Source organism: Exiguobacterium sp. NPDC077395 (assembly GCF_050269125.1).
In the GTDB taxonomy this organism is placed as follows: Bacteria; Bacillota; Bacilli; order Exiguobacteriales; family Exiguobacteriaceae; genus Exiguobacterium; species Exiguobacterium aestuarii_A.
This window is the reverse complement of the sequence record NZ_JBNNHU010000001.1, coordinates 1,854,458-1,875,080: the sequence shown is the minus strand read 5'-3', so window position 1 is coordinate 1,875,080 and position 20,623 is coordinate 1,854,458. Positions and strand designations below refer to the sequence as shown.

Annotated in this window: 23 protein-coding genes; 10 read left to right on the top strand and 13 right to left on the bottom strand. The window is 43.1% G+C overall.

The genetic code is table 11. The features are described from left to right. Positions 1 to 29 precede the first annotated feature (29 nt). From ACQKD4_RS09630 to dndD (ACQKD4_RS09600), 7 genes are all read right to left on the bottom strand, one after another. The gene (locus ACQKD4_RS09630) at positions 30 to 1,148 is read right to left on the bottom strand and encodes a cysteine desulfurase family protein (RefSeq protein WP_427373151.1); all 1,119 of its coding nucleotides are present in this window, start codon (positions 1,146 to 1,148) and stop codon (positions 30 to 32) included. Between the two features lies 1 nt (position 1,149). Further along, positions 1,150 to 1,530, bottom strand: coding sequence for a DndE family protein (locus ACQKD4_RS09625; RefSeq protein ID WP_015881065.1), 381 nt, complete (start codon positions 1,528 to 1,530; stop codon positions 1,150 to 1,152). After that, entirely contained in the window at positions 1,527 to 3,539 is a 2,013-nt protein-coding gene (gene dndD / locus ACQKD4_RS09620) for a DNA sulfur modification protein DndD (protein WP_427373150.1), read from the bottom strand. Before dndD (ACQKD4_RS09620) ends, ACQKD4_RS09625 begins: the two co-directional genes overlap by 4 nt. After that, on the bottom strand, positions 3,529 to 5,184 hold the full coding sequence (dndC, locus tag ACQKD4_RS09615) for a DNA phosphorothioation system sulfurtransferase DndC (RefSeq protein WP_427373148.1): 1,656 nt from the start codon (positions 5,182 to 5,184) through the stop codon (positions 3,529 to 3,531). The genes dndD (ACQKD4_RS09620) and dndC overlap by 11 nt, the downstream gene beginning before the upstream one ends. Positions 5,185 to 5,212: 28 nt before the next feature. Then, on the bottom strand, positions 5,213 to 6,313 hold the full coding sequence (gene dndB, locus ACQKD4_RS09610) for a DNA sulfur modification protein DndB (RefSeq protein WP_427373147.1): 1,101 nt from the start codon (positions 6,311 to 6,313) through the stop codon (positions 5,213 to 5,215). A 156-nt stretch (positions 6,314 to 6,469) separates the two neighbouring features. Beyond that, positions 6,470 to 6,865 carry a hypothetical protein gene (locus ACQKD4_RS09605; RefSeq protein ID WP_427373146.1) on the bottom strand — a complete coding sequence of 132 codons (396 nt, stop codon included), beginning with the start codon at positions 6,863 to 6,865 and terminating at the stop codon, positions 6,470 to 6,472. Positions 6,866 to 6,869: 4 nt separating this feature from the next. Continuing rightward, on the bottom strand, positions 6,870 to 9,116 hold the full coding sequence (gene dndD / locus ACQKD4_RS09600) for a DNA sulfur modification protein DndD (protein WP_427373145.1): 2,247 nt from the start codon (positions 9,114 to 9,116) through the stop codon (positions 6,870 to 6,872). A gap of 146 nt (positions 9,117 to 9,262) precedes the next feature. On the opposite strand from dndD (ACQKD4_RS09600), the gene ACQKD4_RS09595 reads away from it, so the two are divergent. The 4 genes from ACQKD4_RS09595 to ACQKD4_RS09580 all read left to right on the top strand — a co-directional run bounded on the left by ACQKD4_RS09595 (position 9,263) and on the right by ACQKD4_RS09580 (position 12,073). After that, positions 9,263 to 9,520: a hypothetical protein gene (locus ACQKD4_RS09595; RefSeq protein ID WP_427373144.1), complete on the top strand. Its 258-nt coding sequence runs from the start codon at positions 9,263 to 9,265 to the stop codon at positions 9,518 to 9,520. Between the two features lie 128 nt (positions 9,521 to 9,648). Further along, positions 9,649 to 11,187, top strand: coding sequence for a hypothetical protein (locus ACQKD4_RS09590; RefSeq protein ID WP_427373143.1), 1,539 nt, complete (start codon positions 9,649 to 9,651; stop codon positions 11,185 to 11,187). A gap of 91 nt (positions 11,188 to 11,278) precedes the next feature. After that, positions 11,279 to 11,638 (top strand): hypothetical protein, encoded by a 360-nt coding sequence (locus ACQKD4_RS09585; protein WP_427373142.1) that lies wholly within the window; start codon positions 11,279 to 11,281, stop codon positions 11,636 to 11,638. Positions 11,639 to 11,650: 12 nt separating this feature from the next. Then, positions 11,651 to 12,073, top strand: a complete 423-nt coding sequence (locus ACQKD4_RS09580; protein ID WP_427373141.1) for a stage III sporulation protein AH — start codon at positions 11,651 to 11,653, stop codon at positions 12,071 to 12,073. A 41-nt stretch (positions 12,074 to 12,114) separates the two neighbouring features. Here ACQKD4_RS09580 and ACQKD4_RS09575 read toward each other — a convergent pair whose 3' ends face one another. The 6 genes from ACQKD4_RS09575 to ACQKD4_RS09550 form a co-directional block, all read right to left on the bottom strand. Beyond that, the gene (locus tag ACQKD4_RS09575; protein ID WP_427373140.1) at positions 12,115 to 12,393 is read right to left on the bottom strand and encodes a CPCC family cysteine-rich protein; all 279 of its coding nucleotides are present in this window, start codon (positions 12,391 to 12,393) and stop codon (positions 12,115 to 12,117) included. Between the two features lie 82 nt (positions 12,394 to 12,475). Beyond that, on the bottom strand, positions 12,476 to 12,835 hold the full coding sequence (locus tag ACQKD4_RS09570; RefSeq protein WP_427373139.1) for a DUF1304 domain-containing protein: 360 nt from the start codon (positions 12,833 to 12,835) through the stop codon (positions 12,476 to 12,478). A 1-nt stretch (position 12,836) separates the two neighbouring features. Next, on the bottom strand, positions 12,837 to 13,121 hold the full coding sequence (locus ACQKD4_RS09565) for a putative quinol monooxygenase (RefSeq protein WP_026826548.1): 285 nt from the start codon (positions 13,119 to 13,121) through the stop codon (positions 12,837 to 12,839). 27 nt (positions 13,122 to 13,148) lie between these two features. Beyond that, complete coding sequence (locus ACQKD4_RS09560; RefSeq protein ID WP_214785313.1) at positions 13,149 to 13,787, bottom strand: nitroreductase family protein; 639 nt, start codon at positions 13,785 to 13,787, stop codon at positions 13,149 to 13,151. 23 nt (positions 13,788 to 13,810) lie between these two features. Beyond that, the gene (locus tag ACQKD4_RS09555; protein WP_427373138.1) at positions 13,811 to 14,221 is read right to left on the bottom strand and encodes a MarR family winged helix-turn-helix transcriptional regulator; all 411 of its coding nucleotides are present in this window, start codon (positions 14,219 to 14,221) and stop codon (positions 13,811 to 13,813) included. A gap of 106 nt (positions 14,222 to 14,327) precedes the next feature. Beyond that, positions 14,328 to 15,092, bottom strand: a complete 765-nt coding sequence (locus ACQKD4_RS09550; RefSeq protein WP_427373137.1) for a hypothetical protein — start codon at positions 15,090 to 15,092, stop codon at positions 14,328 to 14,330. 183 nt (positions 15,093 to 15,275) lie between these two features. Here ACQKD4_RS09550 and ACQKD4_RS09545 point away from each other — a divergent pair, with 183 nt between their 5' ends. The 6 genes from ACQKD4_RS09545 to ACQKD4_RS09520 all read left to right on the top strand — a co-directional run bounded on the left by ACQKD4_RS09545 (position 15,276) and on the right by ACQKD4_RS09520 (position 20,592). Beyond that, the gene (locus tag ACQKD4_RS09545; RefSeq protein WP_074032742.1) at positions 15,276 to 15,665 is read left to right on the top strand and encodes a GntR family transcriptional regulator; all 390 of its coding nucleotides are present in this window, start codon (positions 15,276 to 15,278) and stop codon (positions 15,663 to 15,665) included. Then, the gene (locus ACQKD4_RS09540; RefSeq protein ID WP_214695225.1) at positions 15,652 to 16,533 is read left to right on the top strand and encodes an ABC transporter ATP-binding protein; all 882 of its coding nucleotides are present in this window, start codon (positions 15,652 to 15,654) and stop codon (positions 16,531 to 16,533) included. The genes ACQKD4_RS09545 and ACQKD4_RS09540 overlap by 14 nt, the downstream gene beginning before the upstream one ends. Then, entirely contained in the window at positions 16,523 to 17,647 is a 1,125-nt protein-coding gene (locus ACQKD4_RS09535) for an ABC transporter permease subunit (RefSeq protein WP_427373136.1), read from the top strand. The genes ACQKD4_RS09540 and ACQKD4_RS09535 overlap by 11 nt, the downstream gene beginning before the upstream one ends. A 12-nt stretch (positions 17,648 to 17,659) precedes the next feature. Beyond that, positions 17,660 to 18,124: a DUF4825 domain-containing protein gene (locus ACQKD4_RS09530; RefSeq protein ID WP_427373135.1), complete on the top strand. Its 465-nt coding sequence runs from the start codon at positions 17,660 to 17,662 to the stop codon at positions 18,122 to 18,124. Positions 18,125 to 18,260: 136 nt separating this feature from the next. Next, positions 18,261 to 19,934 carry an AMP-binding protein gene (locus tag ACQKD4_RS09525; protein WP_214785308.1) on the top strand — a complete coding sequence of 558 codons (1,674 nt, stop codon included), beginning with the start codon at positions 18,261 to 18,263 and terminating at the stop codon, positions 19,932 to 19,934. A gap of 79 nt (positions 19,935 to 20,013) precedes the next feature. Beyond that, complete coding sequence (locus ACQKD4_RS09520) at positions 20,014 to 20,592, top strand: TetR/AcrR family transcriptional regulator (protein ID WP_214695232.1); 579 nt, start codon at positions 20,014 to 20,016, stop codon at positions 20,590 to 20,592. Positions 20,593 to 20,623: the final 31 nt, after the last annotated feature.

Here is a 20,623-nt window from a genome sequence, read left to right as displayed (position 1 = left end):
ACCGGCTTAAATTTAAGCCGGTCGTTTACTTATAGTTCTTTGAAAATCTCTAAGTCTTTTGACTCAATGTTTGACGATAGTGAAAATCGAATGGATGATCGTACTTCATCTAATGTCAATCCAATCGCTTGAAGTACATGGCTTGGTTTACTGGAGCTACATGCAGATCCAGTTGAGACCGCCATGACAGGAGCTAGTTGTTTCACGAGTACTTCATTATTAATCCCGATAAATTGAACATTCACAATTCCCGGTATTTTATCAGTGTGATCACTATTGAAGCGTATGTTCGATCCGAATTTTTGAGATAAAAGTTGAACCAATTGGTGTTCAAGTTTTTGCAATTTCTGAATGTTCTTAGACAGAGATGCCTGATGCATTTCTGCTGCCTTTCCCATTCCAACAATTAAGGGAACAGCAAGTGTTCCACCTCGAATGCCTTGTTCTTGGCCACCACCATGAATCAGTGGTGTCAATTTCCTTGGGATGCCATCCTCATCTTTTTGTACATAAGCGATGCCGATACCTTTTGGACCGTTGAACTTATGCGCAGAAGCGGATAAGAAATGAACGTTCGTCAGTTCTGACAGGTTGATTCTCATCTTTCCGACGACATGTGTGGCATCAGTATGAAAGAGTGCACCATATTGAGCAACTAGTTCAGAAGCTCTCTGAATGTCATTTAAAGATCCTAACTCATTATTTCCCCAGATGATTGAAACGAGTGAAGTAGGGCGTTTTTTTAGTAGAGACTCTAATTCAGAAAAATTGATTCTACCGAATTGATCGACTGACAAGTATTCAACATGAATGTTAAGCTGCTCATTCAAATACTTTGCGATTTCCAAATTAGATGAATGTTCAGTTACTGTAGTAATCACTTGATGATCCGGTAAGGTTGAACTTACACTCTTTAAAATCCAGTTGTTACTTTCGGTCGCTCCTGAAGTGAAATACAGCTCGGTAGAAGAACAGTTAAGAAATTTACCTAACTGTTCTCGAGCATGTTCAACAGCATTTTTAGAGTTTTCTGCCAGTGAATAATACTTGCTCGAAGGATTTCCGAACTCTTCAAGAAAGTAGGGGAGCATCGCTTCAAGTACTTCTGGATACACAGGTGTCGTTGAGCTGTTGTCTAGATAAAGCATGTTATCCCTCCTGGAGAGCCAATAACTCTCTTAAGAATTGATTGGTACTTCTAGAAAATTGGAACATTTGATAAAGCTCTTCGGCACCTCGAGTAATATGTGCATTAAAATAATCTGGAAAATATCGTTCTTCTTCAATATGGCGTTTAGCATGTTGAAGAATCATCATTTTAAACATCTCGTCGTGTTCTCCCGTTAAGGTAGCACGATTGATTTCAAAATTAGAAATGGGCTGACCTTTAACGCTTGATGGAGTTTTTTCGTTTTTTAATGATATTCCAACGGCGAAACGAGCTAGGATGTTTGGTGTGATATGAGTTGAGTTTGCAATCTCTTTAAAATAGAGATGCGTTTGTTCAGTTAATTTAAGACGGTAGTTCATGAGTTTTTCACCTGCGCGTTTTCAAATTCAAAATACGATGGAATGACTCGTGTTTCTAAATGTTCATTATCAAACTGAAGACTATACTCTTTAGAAATCGATGGTTTGAGTACATCATAGTAATCTTTGCTAATCTCTGAGTCTGTAGATAGCACTAACACTTGTTCACCAAAGTTAGGAAGTAAGTTACGTAAAATGTTATAACGGTGATCTCGATCTAATCGGCCTAACAAAGTATCGAAGATAAATGGCATTTGATTTTCGGAAACTTTGAAAATTGCCCAGATTAATGAAAGAAGTAGAATCTGTTTCTCACCAGAAGATAGCGTTGCTACAGAAATTTGAGACTGCTCCTTAGATGACAAAGTTAACGAGAAATCTTCGGGTAGAATCGATAGCTTATCTACGTAATCTTCTTTACGCATCAATGTTTTTAACATGCGTAACGCATTTTCTTCAACACTCCGAATGACTTTATATCGCTGTTGAAGTTTGAAATCTTCTAGTAAAGCTAATGTTGAAGTCGCATTTTGCGATAATAAGCTCGATTTTGAAGTGATTTTCTCGATTTCTTGTTGAAGTGAGGCGTTTTCTTCCACTAACATCGAGTACTGATTTTGGAGCTCTTCTTCAAGTTTAACAATACGTTCTAACTGCTCGCTCAAATGAAGATGACTAACTTTGAGTTGATTCAATTCCTCAAATTGTTTTTCAAAATCTGCATGATTTTCTTCTCGAATCACTAGTTTTCTTCGTAATGTCTTCAGTTCCTCTATGATTTCGTCATCGCGATTAATGTTTGCCAAGAGAGATGAGGAAGATTGAGCGTTTACTGAAGAAATCATATTTTCAACTTTTGCTTTCGAACCGAACGAAGCATCATGAATAATTTCAGTTTTCGGAACAGCCGTTTTTAAAGCCGCATTGAATTCATTCTTCAGTGAATCATGTTCTACAGATCCTCCTAGATTACGTGAAACATTCTTATAGAACTCATCGGTGAAGACTTTTTCTAAATCTTCTACACTTCTCACCAATAGTTCTGATTCTACTTGTTCTGCAGCTTTTTCAAGCAAGTGATGATTGATAGAAAAAGCGTAGTACTCACTGAAAAAGTCAGACGTAGACTGCTTTAATTTCTGTCGTTCTTGCTCTAGGTTTCTTATTTCCTCTTTCAATTTTGTTTCTTCTTCTTTACTAATCACGTCGTGTGCGCGTAACGATTCAGAGAAGGCAGTGATTTCTGCTTCACTAACTTCGATATTCTGAAGAAGCTGAGACTTATCGACTTGAACGTTTTGCAATTTTTGTTCGGATTCACTTAGCTGTTTTTTAAGCTCATCTAAACGTTTTGATTTATCTTTAGATAGCTTAGTCTTGGCTTCGTCTCGTACAAGTGATTCGATTGTTTCCGTTAATAAATCTGGAATCTCTAATTTAAATGCACTTTTCATCAAATCATCTAGGTACTCAGATAGTTTCCCTTCATTAATAATTTGATTAATTGTCTCTCCATCAAATAATGAGACATTAAACAAATAGAGGGGAGTGCGTTCTAAGAATAATGAATAGACTTGACTCTTATCCTTCTCTGCTAGTGCAAAGGTATTTCCATCGCGATAGATATTAAAGTATTCTTTAATATTCTTAGCATCGATTCCCCATGATCGTTCAAATAAATAGCGTGATGTTGTTTGATTCGTTGTTGTTGTAAACGTAATTTGGATTTTTGAAACTTGTTTAGTGGTACTATATCTTTCTCGTTGATCTCTTACTTCGCTATTGATTAATTTCTCAATTTCTTTGAAGTAAGATGGAGTGGGTGCTTTAATCCCAAACGCCTGACTACCATATAATCCAGTGCGAAGTGCGTTTAAAAAGGTTGTTTTACCCGCTCCATTTTTCCCGCCGATTAAAATAACATTTTTATTAGAGTTTTCATTCTTGAAATCAAATGTTTGATTTTTATATGCTCCAATATTCTTTAAGACAATCGATTCAATCTTCATCTCTCTCTAAAACTCCTTGCTCTTTGTAAAGGGTTAAATAGTCTTGGCTCAATAGCGCAGCGACATCTTTATTAAATCCTCGTTTAACCTTTACACCTAGAAAATCATTTGCTGTTGTAAATAGTTTTTGAACCATATTGAAATCAAGACCATGCTTTTGAGAAAGAAGTTCTAAATCATTCGCTTGGTCACTTGTTAGAATCTGACGATCATCATGTTCCCAATCCAGGTCGACGCCAAATACTTCGCGATAAAGTTTTGGTAACGTATCGTTCCAATCACCTTCACGGAGCCATAAGCGACGAATTGCTCGTAACTCATCATCCTGAATTAATTTGTATTCGACTGAATTTGGAACTTTTAAATCACGTTGTAAAATCAATAAGTCACGCATTAGTTCAGTTCTAGTAGCTAGTGTGAAAGGACCAAGGCCAAGGTGTGAGTATACAGATTGCCCATCCTCGTTTGTTTCGGTAACGACAAACTGAATATTAAACTCTTCAGGTTTACTCAAGTCAATATTGTGTTTTGCGATAAATTGACTTAATTGTGCTTTAGGAACAGCAAGAACAGACTCATCAGTCAAATCTTCAATTCGGTCAACTACTTTATGAGAAGTGGCAGCACGACCGCCTTTTTTCTTTTGAACAATATAGATTCCATCTTCTTTGATTTCATGTTGAACTTCTAATAAATAGAAGGCACCATTCATTCGTTTATGCATTCGTTTAGAACGGTCGTCACGAATGAGCACCATTTTATTACGGAATTTCAATAATGGTTTTAACCAGTCATGTTCACCAGTTTGAATAAAACCAGTAAGCGATTTATCTTGATTGACAACCGTACATGTCCAGCAACCAAAACGGCTATTCCCACAAGAACCAGCACTTTCTTTAATGTTTTGGTCAACGACTAATGGACATTCGCTACTTGAATCCATGTACATTTTTTGCAGCTTGTGATGGTCTTCTCCCCACGGAGCTGGGTTTTGAAGAAGGTAGCTCCATACATCATCTAGAACAAATTCTTTAATTGGAGCAAATACATAAGCATTCGCAAGTGATGTGTGTCGCATCAATTCGCTACCTGAAATCTCATGATCTTTTATGGATTGGCCTCGGCTCGTGCTCTCAGATGAACGGACACCAAGTACCATAATGATTTCGCCGTATTTTGACACTTTATCTTTAATGAAGCGGTTAGCAGGGTCGATTTTAAGACGATCTGTACACCATCTAAACGTTTGGTTCGGAGTAGGATAGCCACGTCCGATAATATTGGTCCAAAAAGTTTTTTCTGTAAGTGGTTTAACTTTTTGTGTTTCGATCGGGAGATTATATTTTAAAGCGGCTTCTTGCATGCGGTGTAAAGAGCCGTTAATCATGGAAACGACGAGTGGGTTTTCTACCAAAGTGTCAGAAGAAATGATAAATACCTTCTTATGCAACTGTTCTGGTGAAAGCTCTAGCAACGCTTCGAAAATGAGTTGAGTCGTCAATGTAGAATCTTTTCCGCCACTAAATCCGACCACCCATGGACGTGTGTCATTTAAATACACACGTTTGATCAAATCGATGGAGCGTCTAGAAACAGTATCTCCTTCATGCTGAGTAAATAAGTTACTAATAATACCTTGTGTCATAAATTGTCATCCTCTCGTGCCAAAACAGTCATAATACGTTCATGCTTGATTTTTGTTGATCGAAATCTTTCTCTTCTTTCGTGAGCTTGATGCCGATTAGCGATTTTATTCGTATGGCAGTCAATCGAATAGTGTAGTTGTTCTTTAAAATTCTGCCGTTTTCGTTAAAGGCACGACCTTTCCAATCTTTTTCGTTTGAACGGCTCCAATCAATATCTTTAAATTTTGTAAGGTAGGCTGTCCATATATCAGGTTTTTGTTCAATTAAAGAGCGCGCAACTTCAGCCGCTGCTTCGATAAATAAACCTTGACCCGCAATTGAAATCATACGTAAATCACGAGGGGAGATTTCTTTATTAAATACTTGTTCCCATTCATGAATACTATTGCATAGAGTTAGCCAAAACGTTTTGATGTTCAATGCGTCTTCTTCAGTTAAAAGAGCACCTTTTTTCTTATTAATCAATCGCTTATTCGCGTTATAAATATGATTTAACGCTAAAAGTTTTGGTGAATTCTTGGAGAGAGACGTTTTCTCCATTTCTGTATACCGTTTTAACAACGGAATCTCTTCAACGATTTCTTTAGTTAGGAGCGATAACTGATCGCGATGGTCATATAAAATACCGATAGATGACGTCGTGTTAACGGCATGTCGATTCAAATCTGAAAAGATTTGTTGAGATCGTTCTAGACCTTCATCATGAAAGAATACAACAGAAATTGTTTCATTACCAAGCTCAGGCATGATTTTTAAAGCTTCTTCAATCGCTGCTCTTCGGTGTTGACCATCATTAATTAAAAAACGGGAATCCAGTGCTATCGAGAGTTTGCCTAAGTCTTTAAAGTTTGGTTCATCTGTAAATGGAGTGAACTGAATTTCACCATCAATGGAAGCTGTAAGGGATGAAAATACATAGTCCTTGGACTGATCTACGATGTAATTTGTAATGTCTGGAACTCTAGATTTATTCAAAATCCGCTGTGAGCGATATTGTGGCGGGACTTCCTCTTCATCGAATAAGAAGATTTTTGGAATCAGTTTTAATGGACACATAACGACGAAATATTCTTTTTCTGCCTGTTTTCCTCGTAATGCGGGGAAGTTATAGCTGAAATTAGGATCCATGAGTTATCCTCCTTTATTTAAAATTACGTACGTAATTTTAAATAAATACAATGTTTTTATACAAAAAGTCTAACATAAGTGTTCGTATGAAAAAAGCGAACAGCTCAACAAAAATTAGAAATTTTCGTAAGAAAAATCTCAGCGAAATCGCTGAGATTATACGGAAAGAAGTTTAATTAAAAATTCTTCTTCAAAAATTGCATCATCTGATTCGAGCAACGAAGCGATGTCTTTCACACCTAATTCAATGAAACGTTTCATATGGTCTCGAATAACTTTCTCATCATCGACTTCTTTTTGCAGTTCGTTGATAATGAGGTGTTTAGCGAGTAAGTAATCATTCCCATTGATGATTGAGCCCATTTCCCATGCACTTGAACTCAATTCGGTAGGGAGTACAGATGAAACGGAGTGATTTTCAATTCCGTGCATCAGACTTAGTTTAACAACAAAAGGTCTCGTGTCTTTCGGAACGTAATGTTCGATGTGTCCAATAATGGTATCGATTCGATTTTTACTTACTTGTGACAATTTAATTCCTTTAGAATCCATAATCTTATCCTTTCACTAATTCGAAATAACCTTCGCGAATAAGCGTATATTTCTCTTTTTGGTTGTAGTCCAACATGATTTGTTTAGAAGTATATTCCTTCATCAACTCTACATATTCCGGAGTGATTTCCGTATCAGTAGAGAGAATCACAACTTGTTTACTGAGATGTTTATAGAAATGTTCGACTAGGTTTTTGCGATGATAGCTGTCTAAACGACCAAGTGGCGTATCGATAATCATAGGTAAATCTAAATCAGCTGCTTTGATCATTCCCCAAATAAATGCAGATGAGATAATTTGCATTTCACCAGCTGAACGTTCTTCGACTGAAATTTCAGCGCCGCGTTCATTTTCAATGCGTATCATCATTTTACGGCGATCAACGAAAGCACGACCGAATTCATCTTGTTTTCTCATAAGTTTGTTCAACATCTGATCGAATTGTTCACTAATCAAATCAATTTTCCATTCTAGTACTTTTGTTGAATACTCATCAATTGCTTCTTTGATTTTTCCATAAAGCTGTACATCATCAGCTAAGTCGATTGCATTTGTTGCAGTAGATTTTGTTCCTTTTAGCTTTGATTCTAGAGAACGAATTTCTTGAATGCACTCTTGTTCTTTCTTTTTAATGTTGAGATAAATGCTCTTAGTTTTACCGAGCACCTCAGTAATTTCTTGAATCTTTTTATCTTCTTCATCAACACTGATTGCAGAAGGGGCTAAATCAACTTTTTGCTGAAGCTGATCAATTGAATGCTTAAGATTCTTTTCTTTCTTGATCAGTTCAACAATCATTTCCTTAGTGCGAGATGCGTCTACATTCATAATCAGTCTACGATCATTTGGTGAAAGGTCGTGCCAAATTTGCTGATTTTCTGAAGCGGTAGGAGCTTTATAATTCTCCTTCGATAACCAAACATTCTTACCAATTTCCTCAACCTGATGCAGTTGTTCTTCAGTCAATGGTGGATTGATTGGCTCTGAGAGAAGTTTAGACATAAATTGGTGATAAGGTGCTAAAATCTGTTCCACGCGTTGCTGATCAGATGTAAATTGTTGTTCTAGAGTCAGTCGTTTTTTTAACGCATCAATTTTTTTAGATGCAAATGAAGGAATCCCCTTCTCAAAAAATAACTTAGAAATTTGCTCCAAAACTTGAGTATGCTGTGCTCTTAAAGAACTCATGGTTGAAACAAATTGTTCTCTCGACTCGTTGTTCTGCATGAGCTTCTCGTTTCGAAGTTTCTTAAAGTGATCGAGTTGCTTATTGTATGTTGATACTCGACTCTCGGCTTTATTTCGTTTTTCTGTAAGCTCATGTAATTGTTCTTTGAGTGTAGTTATTTTCTTGTTGAATTTTAACAACTCGGTACTTTTCTGAGCGATAGCTAATTCGTTGACTTTCTTTGAATAGATTTTGTCTAAGTCACCTTTTAACTCGTTAAAATAAGACATTCCGTTCATCCGTCTGATTGTCGCTTTAAAATCGGCAGAATTTCTAGAAGAAATAATGCGTCGGATTTCTTCCCCATCAAAAATTAAGAATTGAGAAGCTTCAAATGGGATTAATTTATCGATAGTACGGTTGAAATCATCTACGTTGTGTGAACCAATCTGTTCATTACGTTTGGGACGAGCTGCACCAATCGTTCGCTTACTGAACGTCTTGCTTTCAGACACAACTTGTTTTTTACTATTGTATTGCCAAACGACTTTAATTTCGTAATGATGCCCATCTCCAGGTTCGAAAACGAGAGAAGCACTAGCTTCGCGACCACCTTGTTCGAAGAATGAATTGTTAATCGTATTTGTAAACTGTTGTTGAAACTCCGTATCGGTCATGCCACGCTTGCCATATAATAAGTAACGAACTGCTTTTAAAATGGTTGTTTTTCCAGCGCCATTCAAACCACCAATCAGAACGATGTTTTTATCATCTGTATGTGTATCAAAGTTAATTGTTTGAGAATTTAAGTATGTTTTGTAATTATTTAATTGAATACGAACAAGTTTCAACCCAGATTTTTTATTGGATGATGTGGAATGTGTTAATGAGTTCCCCTTTTTAATTAGATATTTCAATTCTTCATCTAATTCTTTTTGGCGTTTAGTCGGAGACGTAGCTTCACCATAATAATTAGCTTTTGAAGTGGTGAGAATATTTTGAAGGAGACTAGGTGATAGCTGATGATGAGAAGATACTTCTTCTAAAATTTCTAATTCACTTGAGTAACGCTTTTGAGTCATATCGATTTCCTTTCTTCCAAACATGAGATATTCAGGTCTATATTCCTATTATAAAGGAAATACACCTAAAAACCTGTAACTTTTTTAGAAAGGGTATGGATAAATTAGGTATACATAATTGCTTTTCATATAAGGAGATGAGAGATGTGAAACGCCTATTACTACGCAAAATCCAATTCGCCCTCCAACACCATGGTGGGACTGCATCTTTACAAGACATTTATGCGTATGTCGAAAAATCGTATTATCAACTCGAACTCGATCGCTATAAAGATTGGAAAGGGCACGTTAATAAACAGATTCGTGCGCATTCCAGTGATTCAGCGAGCTTTACCGGGAAAGAGGACCTCTTTTATTCCACAGGAAATAAAGGCATTTGGGGTCTCAGACAATCCAATAACTAACGAAAGCGGGACCAATTTCACTTGGTTCCGCTTTCAATGTTTACAAAACATCACACCCTATTGTCACACAATGTTCATTCCTGTACACTTCGATATTGTGTGCTAAAAATTATGTTAGGGGTTAGTCAATGGAACTTGTACAGCAATTATCTCAAATGCAACTCATCAACCAATTCTGGTTGCTTATGGCCTTCATCATCCCGATGGTCATCTTATCTCGTATGGTCGTGGCTGGGACACGCTTCTCGCCGATCCTCGTCATCGTCATCTTCGGTCTTGGACTCGGCTTCGGTATGGTCGATCTCGGCATCGCGACACCGGGACTTCCTGAATTCCCGCTCGTCGACTTCTTGTCACGGACGACAATCATCGCGTTAGTCGTTTCGTTCTTCGTCGGTGGACAGGAACTTCGTAAGATCTTAAGTAAACAAGAGCTCGACATGGAAGATATCGTCGTCCCTGCAAAAGAGGAGATGTTCCTCGGAACAGGGCGTACGCAGTTCATCTTCATCCTCCGTTCGTTCTTCTTGCTCGTCGGTTTGGAAGGATTCTTCCGTATGGCAATCGAGCCAGGTACGGCAGAAGGGATTGCGCTTTACTACCCAATCCTCGCACTCCTCGGTCTCGCGGTGTCGTTCTTACTCATCGACCATAAAGCACAGATTCAAGACAAGAAAGTATACATGCAAAAAGGTGTCATCGAGACAGTCCTCTTGCTTGTTATCTTGTTCGTCTCGTTCTTGATTGCGACAGCAGTTCAGCCGATCATCGCACTTCCGCAAATCTTCTTCGCGATGTTGATTTCGTCAGCACTCGGTGCCATCTTCCATAACTGGACGTATGGACCGACTGTCCGCGCGCTTCTCTTCGCAGGGATCCCGGTCGTCTTGGCTGCCAACTTCATGGTTGGTGGTTCACGAATCGGTGACGCGTTCGCAATCGAAGGCATGAACTCGATTCTCGTGTACGGTTTCTTCGGTCAGTTGTTCTGGATGTTCGGTGGAATCGCACTCATCATGTGGTTCGCTCGTACGGGTCACATCCGTAACCTCGCGCCAGGTATGGCAGGATCGCTTTCGCACAGTGGTCTCACAGGTGCGTGTACGGCTGGGGACTTCGGTCAAGTGGCGGCAAAACGTGCGCCAATCATGATCAACATCCCGTTCTTCGGACACATCTTCGTTTTCTCAATCCTCGCAGTCAGTGCCGACAACGGCGCGCTCTGGATTTGGCCGACGATGATTATTGTCTTGATCGGTCTCGCGCTCACGGCGCTCGCGTTAAAAAACTTGCGTGCAGCGAACGGGGAAGATTTCAAAGAGGTCAAAGCGCTCATGCAGTTCTCGTTTGGATGGCAGATGATGGCTGTATTCGGTGGTCTCGTCATCTTGACGTTCAGCACGATTGCATTTGATTACACGACGATGGCGCAATCGTCAGCAATCTCGCACTTCGGCTTGTTCGCAGCGGTCCAAGGCGGAATGTTCGGGACGGAAGCATCGCTTCTCATCCCGCTCATCTTCTCGATGCCGTTCCTCGTGCACCCGATCGTCTTCTACATGTTCGGGAAAGCACTCGACAACAATGGCGAAATGCCACGTGTGCCGGTATATGCGATGGCGCTCGTCGGTGTCGTCGGTGTATCTGCAGCGATTTTCGTTTTATAATACGATTCCGCTCTGACTTCGGTCAGGGCGGTTTTTTTATTTGATGATTTGGATATGGTAGACTTTGGATAGTGAAAGCGGGGGAGAGTATATGAAAAAATGGTTGTTCTTCGGTTTTATTGTGTTGATTGTAACCTGGGCCTGGTTGACACCGATATATACGACTAGTCCAGATATGGATGACTTTGTGAGCTGGTTCGAGGAAACGTATTCGGTACAATGTGAAGATGAGAGCTGTGACTCATTTACGCTTGGGAATCAGACAAATACATATGTGAATGAAGAAGGGTATATGAAACAGTCCAGTGGCTTTTTCACTTTCGACATGGAGGTCAGGCGATTATACCGAAGTGTCGAAGAACCAGAACGAGTCGGGAAGATTGAAGTGAGATGGAATCAAGATTCATTCGAGATTACGGAAGAGACGGGTATCTTTGTTTCTTCGCCTTAGGAGACTTGAAGCATGCTGATGATCACTCAGGATATAAAGGGGAACCGCTATGAGGCGCTCATCGATACTTTGCTTGGGCACTGTACTCACTTTACGTTCGTGGAAGACAGGCGCCGAATGGAGATCGAAGAAGAGCGCCTGGCGTATATGGATGAACTGACGGAAGAGATTCGCTGGGATTTGATGGAACGAACCATCGTAAGTGAATGGGAGACGACAAGACTATCTGGGGATACGGCGTATCTATATTCGTTCCATATGAATTATCGGACAGCACAGTTCCTAAAAGAGCATGGTGGCTCATTGTTCAGTTGGCTCAATCCAGAACTTCCAGAAGACTTGATGTTTTATAAGGGGGAGACGTGCGTGCTTGCGGTATGTTCCCATGAATCGTTCTTTGTCGTCGATGAAGCGTTGTGGAGGCAGATTCAATGAGCTGAATGATTAAGGTCATCTCTTATACGGGTGACCTACCATTATGTCAGCTTGTTGGGGAACGGTCTCCAGTCCGGATCTTTTCTGTCGCGTTCATTTGGTTTTCTGACAGAGTCAGAAAAAAGTCGTTCACTCGCACCGAATTGAATAAAATTTTGTTGAGCCTGTCGAAGCGACACCGTATTCGCACCGCCTTTATAATCGGGATCGTCGAATTGAACCCCGTCGTCCTCCCAAAAACAGATTCGACAAATATCGTATGTGCCCGGTGGTTCCTCTTTTAACGTCTGGTAGCCACAACATGGGCATGTGTATCTCAAGATCATCACCTCATTATTTAGTATAGTGGATACAAGCAAAAAAGCGTCCGACCTTTTCTCAGGTCGAACGCTTTTTCTGTCATCACATCACCATCGAGATCAACGTCAAGATAGCAAGCCCACCTTGTGTCAGGATAATCTTCTTGTCACTTGTGATACTGCCATATAGGGCAACGAGAATGATATAAATCAGCATCATAGTGACAATCTCGAGCGGATTGGGGGAGACGTATAGCCCGTATAAGAGCCCGACCCCGATCAATCCGTTATACACTCCTTGATTTTTGAATAAAACCGATACTGAGTCTCTCGTCAGCTCGTCTTTCGACATGCGGAAGACACGTGACGTCGAGGAAGACGCTGTCGCAATCGTTTCTAAATAGAAGATATAGAAGAATTCGATGGTGACGAGTGTCCCGAGCACAAGGGTGAGCGTCGACATATTAGTTGACCGCTGCTACTTGCACGACTGGTTTCGCAGACACGTAGTTCGCGACGTTTTGTGCGAAGTTGATGAGGACCGGGTTTTGGTTGTGCTGCTCGAGAGCAGCTTGGTCTTCCCAATTCTCGATCATGACGAAACGGTTCTCGACAGACGTTGACTCGTATAGGTCATATCCAACGCAGCCCGCTTCTTGTTTTGATGAGTCGATTAAAACTTGGATGTCACGCAAGAAGTTCTCGCGTTGTGATGCTTGGATATCGAATGTGGCGTTGACTAAGATCATGTTTGATTCCTCCGATTGTGTGGTGAATTATTTGAACGATGTGACCGTTTGAGCGTCAAGACGTACAGATTGGTAGCCTTCTTCTGCCGCTTTCCCGACAGACAAGATCATGACCGGTACGTAACGATCTTTGTCGAGACCGAACGCTTCAGCGAGTTGGTCTTTCTCAAAACCACCGATTGGGTTCGTGTCATAGCCGTGAGCACGTGCTGTGAGCATGAATTGCATCGCAGCGAGACTCGCATCGATCTTCACGATGTCGTTCATCTCTTGTTTCGAGAGGTTTTTGTAGTAAGGGATGATTGCGCCGAGCTGTTGGTCACGAACTTCTTGTGGCATTTTGCCTTCTGCGACCGCTTGATCGTAGATTTGTTCGCCGTACTCGTAGCACTCCATGTCTCCGAAGATGAGGAGCATTGCAGAAGACGTGTCGTTTTGACGCGTGTTGAATTTGATGAGCGGCTTGAGCGTCTCTTTCGCTTCTGGGCTTTCAACGACGACGAAGCGCCATGGTTGCATGTTGACCGATGATGGGGCAGTCGTTGCTTCCTGAATCATCTCGAGCATCTCTTCTTGTGAGATTTTCACGTTCTCGTCATAGACACGGATTGATTTACGACCGAACATGACGTCTTTGAATGTATTGTTTTCGAATGTAGTTGCCATTGGTGAATTCCTTCTTTCTCTGTTTAGGTGTGACTGTTCAATTTTTGAAGCAGTCCGGATAAGTGTTGAATCTCTTCAGCGGACAAGGCTTTTAAGACGAGGTGGTTGGCCTGTTCGTCTCGCTCGCAATGACCGAGGTCTTGCTCTGCTTTCTCTGTCACACGGACGAACATCTCGCGATGGTTCTCCGCGTTCCGCTCTCTGACGACATATCCTTTTTCCTCAAGGATTTTTAAATGTCGGGTGATCGCGGCATTGTCGATTTTCATTTCTTCTTTTATCTCGCGTTGCGAACAAACGCCTCGTTCTTTGACGACTTGTAGCATCTCGTAGCGGGTCAGGCTAAAGCCCGTTTCCCGTTCGAACGACGATGCGACGTTTTGTTCCGCCAACTTGATTTGGTAAAGTAATCGGCTGATTTCACGTAGGTCCATTGCGTCCCACCTTTCTCAATTGACTTATCAATCATTGACTTGTCAAACGATACAATGTTTCGGATTGCCTGTAAAGTCAAACGCTCAAGAAAAGACGACACGGAAATTACCGTGTCGTCTCGTCTTCAATCGGAGTGCCATCAAAATGATATTCTGTCATGAACGTCGTCTCGTCGAATCCGTACAGACGGTCGTAGGCGTTCAAATCCTCAATCGTCCGCACGTCGAGGAATGACGGGTCGAGATCAGACGCTTCACGCGTGAACATCATATACCGTTCCGTATAGTCGTCATTGCCACCTGGTTTCCCGTCGAACGAGAAATGGATCCAGTAGACGTCAGACTCGATTTCGCGGATGACGTTGAGAATGCGCTGTTTCTGTTCGTCCGTGTTGTTCCAGTCTTCATGAAACATGATCGAGACGTCGAGATACGTCTTCGGATTCGTCTCATAGATGGACGTCGGGGTCGGACTGACGTTCGCTTGCGCATCATCGGACACCCCAATCGGCACCTCCGCACGGACGGTCTCTTCCTCTTTTAAGAATCCTTCCGATACGAGCCGCTCGTAAATCGTTCGTTCCGCCTCACGTTCCCAATACGTCTCGAGCACATTGTCGTGGATGGAGCCGTCACCGTACGTCTCAAGAAAATAAGTGCCGGCGAACGGTTCGTTCGTCAATGTGACTTCCCCGACATAACCGCCCATCTTCCAATCACGTGACAGTTCGATATCGGGTTGTTCCTGGTACGTCTCTTTTACATAAGTGTTGTAGGCGTCCCGTGCCTCGGATTTCTCAAGTGTCGTATACACGAATAAGCCGCTAGCTAAAATCCCGCCGACAATGATTGCCACGATTCGTTTTTTCATCATTTCGTCACCTCTTTCCCAATGTACCTGATAAATCGAGGAGAAACCTCGGTCCAAAGTCTTATTCAAATCATTTCCATTTCCCTGTAAACTGAAAGTGCCCTCGAAATACTATTGCAATTACGTGTACTAATACATATAATACACTTAAAGAGTGACATTGACTACGAGAGGGTGTGACCCATGTTATACAAAATTGATATGAAGAGTTCAGAACCGCTTTACGAACAAATCGTCAATCAAACGAAAGAGCTCGTCATCCGCGGCATCTTACGTCCGGGAGACAAGGTGATGTCTGTACGCGAACTCGCCACCGACCTCGTCATCAATCCAAATACGGTCAGTAAGGCGTATCAGGAGTTGGAACGACTCGGCCTCCTCGAGATGCGGCGCGGGCGCGGGACATTCGTCTCCGAAGACTGGGTAGACGACGATGCATCAAGAGAACCGGTCATCGCATCGATCAAGAAGATTGCGATTGATTGCCATTATGCGAATGTGCCATTAGAAGAAGCCATCGACGTATTGCGGACCGAATATGAGAAAGTAGGGGAAGCCAATGCTGAAAGTTGAGCAGCTAAGTAAACAAATCGACCGTCAGACGATTTTGGACGGAATTGACTTTACCGTCGAATCAGGAGAAATCGTTGCGCTCGTCGGGCGTAACGGTGCCGGCAAGACGACACTTCTCCGGACGATGGTCGGAATCATCCGCCCAGATCAGGGAGACGTGTTATATGGAACGAAAAGTATCTTTAAAGACGCAGGATTGAAGCGGGACGTCATCTTCGTACCGGATTCGGCAGATGCGCTCAAACATTATACGGTAAACGAAGCGACGGACTTGTACGAGTCAATCTATCCATCGTTCAATCGTTCCGCCTTCCGTGAGACGTTGACGCGTTACAACATCGAGAACAAAAAGATTCGCCAGCTTTCAAAAGGGCAGAAAGCGCTCGTCACGTTATCGCTCGCCTTCGCCGTCCAAGCGAAATACTACCTGCTCGATGAACCGACGGACGGTCTAGACGTCGTCGCCAAGTCAGATGTGTTGAAACTGATGATCGCCCAAGTCGAGAAGCGGAACTGTTCGATCATCGTCTCGAGTCACCAGCTGCATGAGCTCGAACGAATCGCCGACCGCATCATCATGATCGAGAAAGGGCGCGTCAAAGCAATTATGTCGCTCGAAGAGGCGCGTGCCCTCAGCATCAAGTGGCAAGTCGTCTTCAACGATCATGTCCCGGTCGAGTTGCTCGAACGAAAAGATATCGAAATCATTAGTGTGACAGGACGTGTCGTGCTATTCATGGCGAAAGAACGGACGGACGAGCTCGAGGCGTTCATCGATTCATACAATCCGATGCTCATCGAAGAGATCCCGATGTCTCTCGAAGACGTGTTCCGTATCCAGTTAGGAGGAGAAGCTCATGCCGTCTAAAGTGTTGTTGAAGAAAGATTGGAAACAAGTGTCGTTACTTTGGATCTTGCTCGTCTTCTTAGGGATCGTCGCTTTCACGGTGCCGGTGTGGACAGATATGTATGCGTACGAACAACAGATTCTTGAAATTAAACAGAACCCGAGCGACTTCCCAGATATTGTGACAGGTGATGTGAACGAGATGGTGCCGGAAGACTTCTTCGGGGATGGATCTGGATACGGATACCTCGGAGGTCTAAATGGACTCATTCCGTCAGGCGGTGTCATTTTCTTGTTTGTCATCTTCGGTGCCCTCATGGCGTCCGTGTTGATCGGAAGTGAACGCAACAGCCAAATGTCAGATTTCACGATGTCGTTACCGTACACGCGTACCCAGCTATACATATCGAAATGGGTGCTCGGTGCGACAGGAATTGTAACATCGACCTTGATTGGCGGGACGTTGATGTTCCTCATCATCCGCTTCTCCGATTACTCCTTCTTGATGGAAGGAAAAGAGTTCAAAGTGATCGCGATGATTCTATTCTTGATGCTATCCGGAATTTCGTTCTTCTCGCTCTCGTTATGGATGGGATCGTTTGGCGGAGAGTCCATCTCACAAGTCATCTGGACGTTTGTCGCGCTCATCTTTCCGATGGGGATTTTACTCCTCGTCCAAGGTTCACTCTATGCGTTTTTCCCAGATCGACTCTTCTTGTTCGTTGAAGAAGCGTTCGAGAGTATCCCGATGCGAATTTTGTCACCGCTAAACAATATTTTCAATGTCGATATGTATTCAGTGTATACGGATCAGTCGGTGTGGAATGACTTTATCACGTACGCCCCGATCCTTGCGATTGCGAACATCGTGCTCACATTCGGTCTCGGGTTGTGGATGTTCAAGGAAGCACCGCAAGAGAACAATGGACGATTCTTCATGTTCTCGAGCTGGTTGTGGCTCATCCATATCGTCATCGTCATTTGCTTCGCGATGTTAGGTGGCGTATTGTTATCGGTCATCTCGTACCCGCAAAACATGATCTTGTATGTGCTTGGCTTTGTAATCGGTGCCTTTTTGGCGCACTTACTCGCCAAACGCTTGCTCTACCGCTTCAACTTGAAACTCAAATCGTAAGGAGGGACACCTATGAAACGCTTCTGTCTGTTGCTCGTTCTCGCCATCTCACTAGTGGGTTGCACGAATCCGGAACCAAACGCCTTTGAATACAAAGGTTCGAAAGTCGGGGACAATGCCGCCGTCGTTGGGATTGCCGGGAGCTTGCCGCTACACGAATGCTATCAATCGGTCGAGTTGCAGACGAAGAAGCGTCCTTATGGGTTGACCGTCCGTTATGAAGATCCAGAGATGGAGCGAGCGGAGCAAGAGCGCCTCGCGATTCGGAATGCGGCTACTTACTTCACGCTCATTCCGAATGCGGAGATCGTCCGCTTCGCTTTCCCGAATCGGACGTATGCCTTCTCCCGGCCAGAGATGGAAGCGTGGTTCGGAACGGATTTCTCGAACATTCGTCACGAGAATGAGTTACATCAACTGATGAATCAGAAGTTGGAACAGCTGGATTCAAACAATTCCTATTTTAGGCGGGTATGACAGTGATTGGATGACAAATCCAATCGCTTTTTTTGATATTTTCTGAAAATTATCGGGTAAAGGGTAGATGAAAGCGTTTTCTTAGCATTATAATAGAGTTAACTGAATGAGTATTCATTTCCAAGGAGGAACAGCGATGAACAAACCGTGGTTACAAGATTATCCAGAAGGTATGCCCCAGTCGATTGATTACGAGGTAAAGCCGCTCTATGAGGCATTGTCTCGCGCAGCAAAGGATTATCCGAATCGTACGGCCGTCTCCTTTATCGGGAAAGAGTGGACATTCGCGGAAATCGATGATGCCGCACGTCGACTCGCCACGATGCTCCAAGCGAAAGGACTTGAAAAAGGGGACCGCGTCAGCCTCATGCTCCCGAACTGTCCTCAATACGTCATCTCGTTCTATGCCGTGCTCTATGCAGGAGGGACCGTCGTCCAGACGAACCCGCTTTATACGGAACGAGAGCTTGATAACCTCATCACGGATGCGGGCGTCAAAATCGTCATTACCCTCGACTTGCTCTATCCGAAAACGCTTCGCGTCAGTGAAAAGACGGAGATCCAAACCGTGATCACGACAAGTATCGCCGATTACTTACCGTTCCCGAAAAACAAGCTGTATCCAATCAAAGTGAAACGAGAAAATAATATTGTCATCGACACGACCGGCTCGACGCCGTTTAAAGACTACAAAGACTTTAATCCGGTCACGCCGCTCGACATCGATCCAAAAGAAGACGTCGCGGTTCTTCAATATACAGGAGGGACGACGGGACTTCCGAAAGGCGTCATGTTGACGCACTTCAACTTGACGGCGAATGCGGATCAAATCACGAACTTATTCTATAAGTATAATCGCGGGGACGAGAAGCGCGTCTTGTGTGTCGTTCCGTTCTTCCACGTCTATGGGATGTCGTGCTGTCTGAACTTCGGGATCACGAACGGATATGAGCTTGTGCTCGTGCCGCGCTTCGAAGTGACGGATGTCCTGAAGACGATTCAAAAGAAAAAGCCGCACTTCTTCCCAGGAGCTCCGACGATGTACGTCGGAATCTTGAACGACCCGAAACTGAAAAAATACGACTTGTCATCGATTGAAGCGTGTATCTCTGGTTCGGCACCGCTTCCGATTGAGGTGCAAGAGGAGTTCGAGAAAATCACAGGCGGTCGCATCGTCGAAGGATATGGTTTGTCTGAGACGTCGCCGGTTACGCACGCAAACTTCTTATGGGATAAGCGGATCGTCGGCTCAATTGGTGCGCCGCTGTCGGATACTTCTGCTAAAATAGTAAAAGCAGACGGAGAGACGGAAGCGGATATCGGCGAGATCGGTGAAATCATGCTGAGCGGTCCACAAGTTATGAAAGGCTATTGGCAAAAACCGGAGGAAACGGCAGCCGTTTTGAAAGATGGATGGCTCGCGACAGGTGACCTCGGTTATATGGGTGAGGACGGATTCTTCTATATTGTCGACCGGAAGAAAGATATGATCATCGCTGGTGGATTCAACGTCTATCCGCGTGAAATCGAGGAAGTGCTCTACGAACATCCGGCCGTTAAGGAAGCGGTCTGTATCGGTGTCCCTGACCCGTATCGTGGTGAGACGGTCAAAGCGTTCATCGTCCTTCGTGACGGGTCGAGTGTGACCGAAGAAGAGCTCGACAAGCATTGTCGTGAGAAGCTCGCGGCTTATAAAGTGCCGAAGCTGTACGAGTTCCGTGACGAGTTGCCGAAGACGTTCGTCGGTAAGATTTTACGCCGTGTCCTCGTCGACGAAGAGAAGGCGAAACAAGTGAAACAAAGCAGTTGACACCAAGCGTATGCATGATAGAATAATAAATGAATGAACCATCATTCATTTTTCTGCAGCGGTAAGGAGCTTGGGGTTAATGACAAATCATATTTCGAAAAGTGACCGAATCATTGATGCGGCGGTCAAAGTAATTGCCAATCATGGCTATCACGGTGCAAAGGTGACAGCCATCGCCAAAGAGGCGGGTGTCGCGGACGGCACGATCTATTTGTACTTCAAAAACAAGGAGCATCTCTTGATTGAGTTGTTCCAAGCGAAGATGGGGCTGTTCATCGACTACTCGAAACAACAAATCGGGAACGAGACGACAGCCGGAGATCAGTTGTATCAGTTGATCGAATCACATTTAAAACAACTGTCGGCCGATTACGACCTTGCCGTCGTGACACAAATCGAACTACGACAGTCGAACTTGGTGCTTCGCCAAAAAATCGGAGAAGTGCTCAAACCATATTTGAATTTGATCGATTCGGTCGTCAAACACGGAATCGAGACAGGAGAGTTCGACAAGGATCTAGATTATCGACTCGCCCGTCAGATGATTTTCGGCACAATCGATGAGGTTGTGACGAGCTGGATGGCGAGCGGCTTCAAGTATGACTTGATGTCGACGCTTCCGAATGTGCACCATATGTTAAAGAAGGGGCTTACTTAACAGTGAGCCCTATCACTAGCTCAAAAAATGA

Coding starts and splice junctions, on each gene's coding strand:
- ACQKD4_RS09630 (WP_427373151.1), bottom strand. CDS start 1,148: ATGCTTTATCTAGACAACAGCTCAACGACACCTGTGTATCCAGAAGTA.
- ACQKD4_RS09625 (WP_015881065.1), bottom strand. CDS start 1,530: ATGAACTACCGTCTTAAATTAACTGAACAAACGCATCTCTATTTTAAA.
- dndD (WP_427373150.1), bottom strand. CDS start 3,539: ATGAAGATTGAATCGATTGTCTTAAAGAATATTGGAGCATATAAAAAT.
- dndC (WP_427373148.1), bottom strand. CDS start 5,184: ATGACACAAGGTATTATTAGTAACTTATTTACTCAGCATGAAGGAGAT.
- dndB (WP_427373147.1), bottom strand. CDS start 6,313: ATGGATCCTAATTTCAGCTATAACTTCCCCGCATTACGAGGAAAACAG.
- ACQKD4_RS09605 (WP_427373146.1), bottom strand. CDS start 6,865: ATGGATTCTAAAGGAATTAAATTGTCACAAGTAAGTAAAAATCGAATC.
- dndD (WP_427373145.1), bottom strand. CDS start 9,116: ATGACTCAAAAGCGTTACTCAAGTGAATTAGAAATTTTAGAAGAAGTA.
- ACQKD4_RS09590 (WP_427373143.1), top strand. CDS start 9,649: ATGGAACTTGTACAGCAATTATCTCAAATGCAACTCATCAACCAATTC.
- ACQKD4_RS09585 (WP_427373142.1), top strand. CDS start 11,279: ATGAAAAAATGGTTGTTCTTCGGTTTTATTGTGTTGATTGTAACCTGG.
- ACQKD4_RS09580 (WP_427373141.1), top strand. CDS start 11,651: ATGCTGATGATCACTCAGGATATAAAGGGGAACCGCTATGAGGCGCTC.
- ACQKD4_RS09570 (WP_427373139.1), bottom strand. CDS start 12,835: ATGTCGACGCTCACCCTTGTGCTCGGGACACTCGTCACCATCGAATTC.
- ACQKD4_RS09565 (WP_026826548.1), bottom strand. CDS start 13,121: ATGATCTTAGTCAACGCCACATTCGATATCCAAGCATCACAACGCGAG.
- ACQKD4_RS09560 (WP_214785313.1), bottom strand. CDS start 13,787: ATGGCAACTACATTCGAAAACAATACATTCAAAGACGTCATGTTCGGT.
- ACQKD4_RS09555 (WP_427373138.1), bottom strand. CDS start 14,221: ATGGACCTACGTGAAATCAGCCGATTACTTTACCAAATCAAGTTGGCG.
- ACQKD4_RS09550 (WP_427373137.1), bottom strand. CDS start 15,092: ATGAAAAAACGAATCGTGGCAATCATTGTCGGCGGGATTTTAGCTAGC.
- ACQKD4_RS09545 (WP_074032742.1), top strand. CDS start 15,276: ATGTTATACAAAATTGATATGAAGAGTTCAGAACCGCTTTACGAACAA.
- ACQKD4_RS09540 (WP_214695225.1), top strand. CDS start 15,652: ATGCTGAAAGTTGAGCAGCTAAGTAAACAAATCGACCGTCAGACGATT.
- ACQKD4_RS09535 (WP_427373136.1), top strand. CDS start 16,523: ATGCCGTCTAAAGTGTTGTTGAAGAAAGATTGGAAACAAGTGTCGTTA.
- ACQKD4_RS09530 (WP_427373135.1), top strand. CDS start 17,660: ATGAAACGCTTCTGTCTGTTGCTCGTTCTCGCCATCTCACTAGTGGGT.
- ACQKD4_RS09525 (WP_214785308.1), top strand. CDS start 18,261: ATGAACAAACCGTGGTTACAAGATTATCCAGAAGGTATGCCCCAGTCG.
- ACQKD4_RS09520 (WP_214695232.1), top strand. CDS start 20,014: ATGACAAATCATATTTCGAAAAGTGACCGAATCATTGATGCGGCGGTC.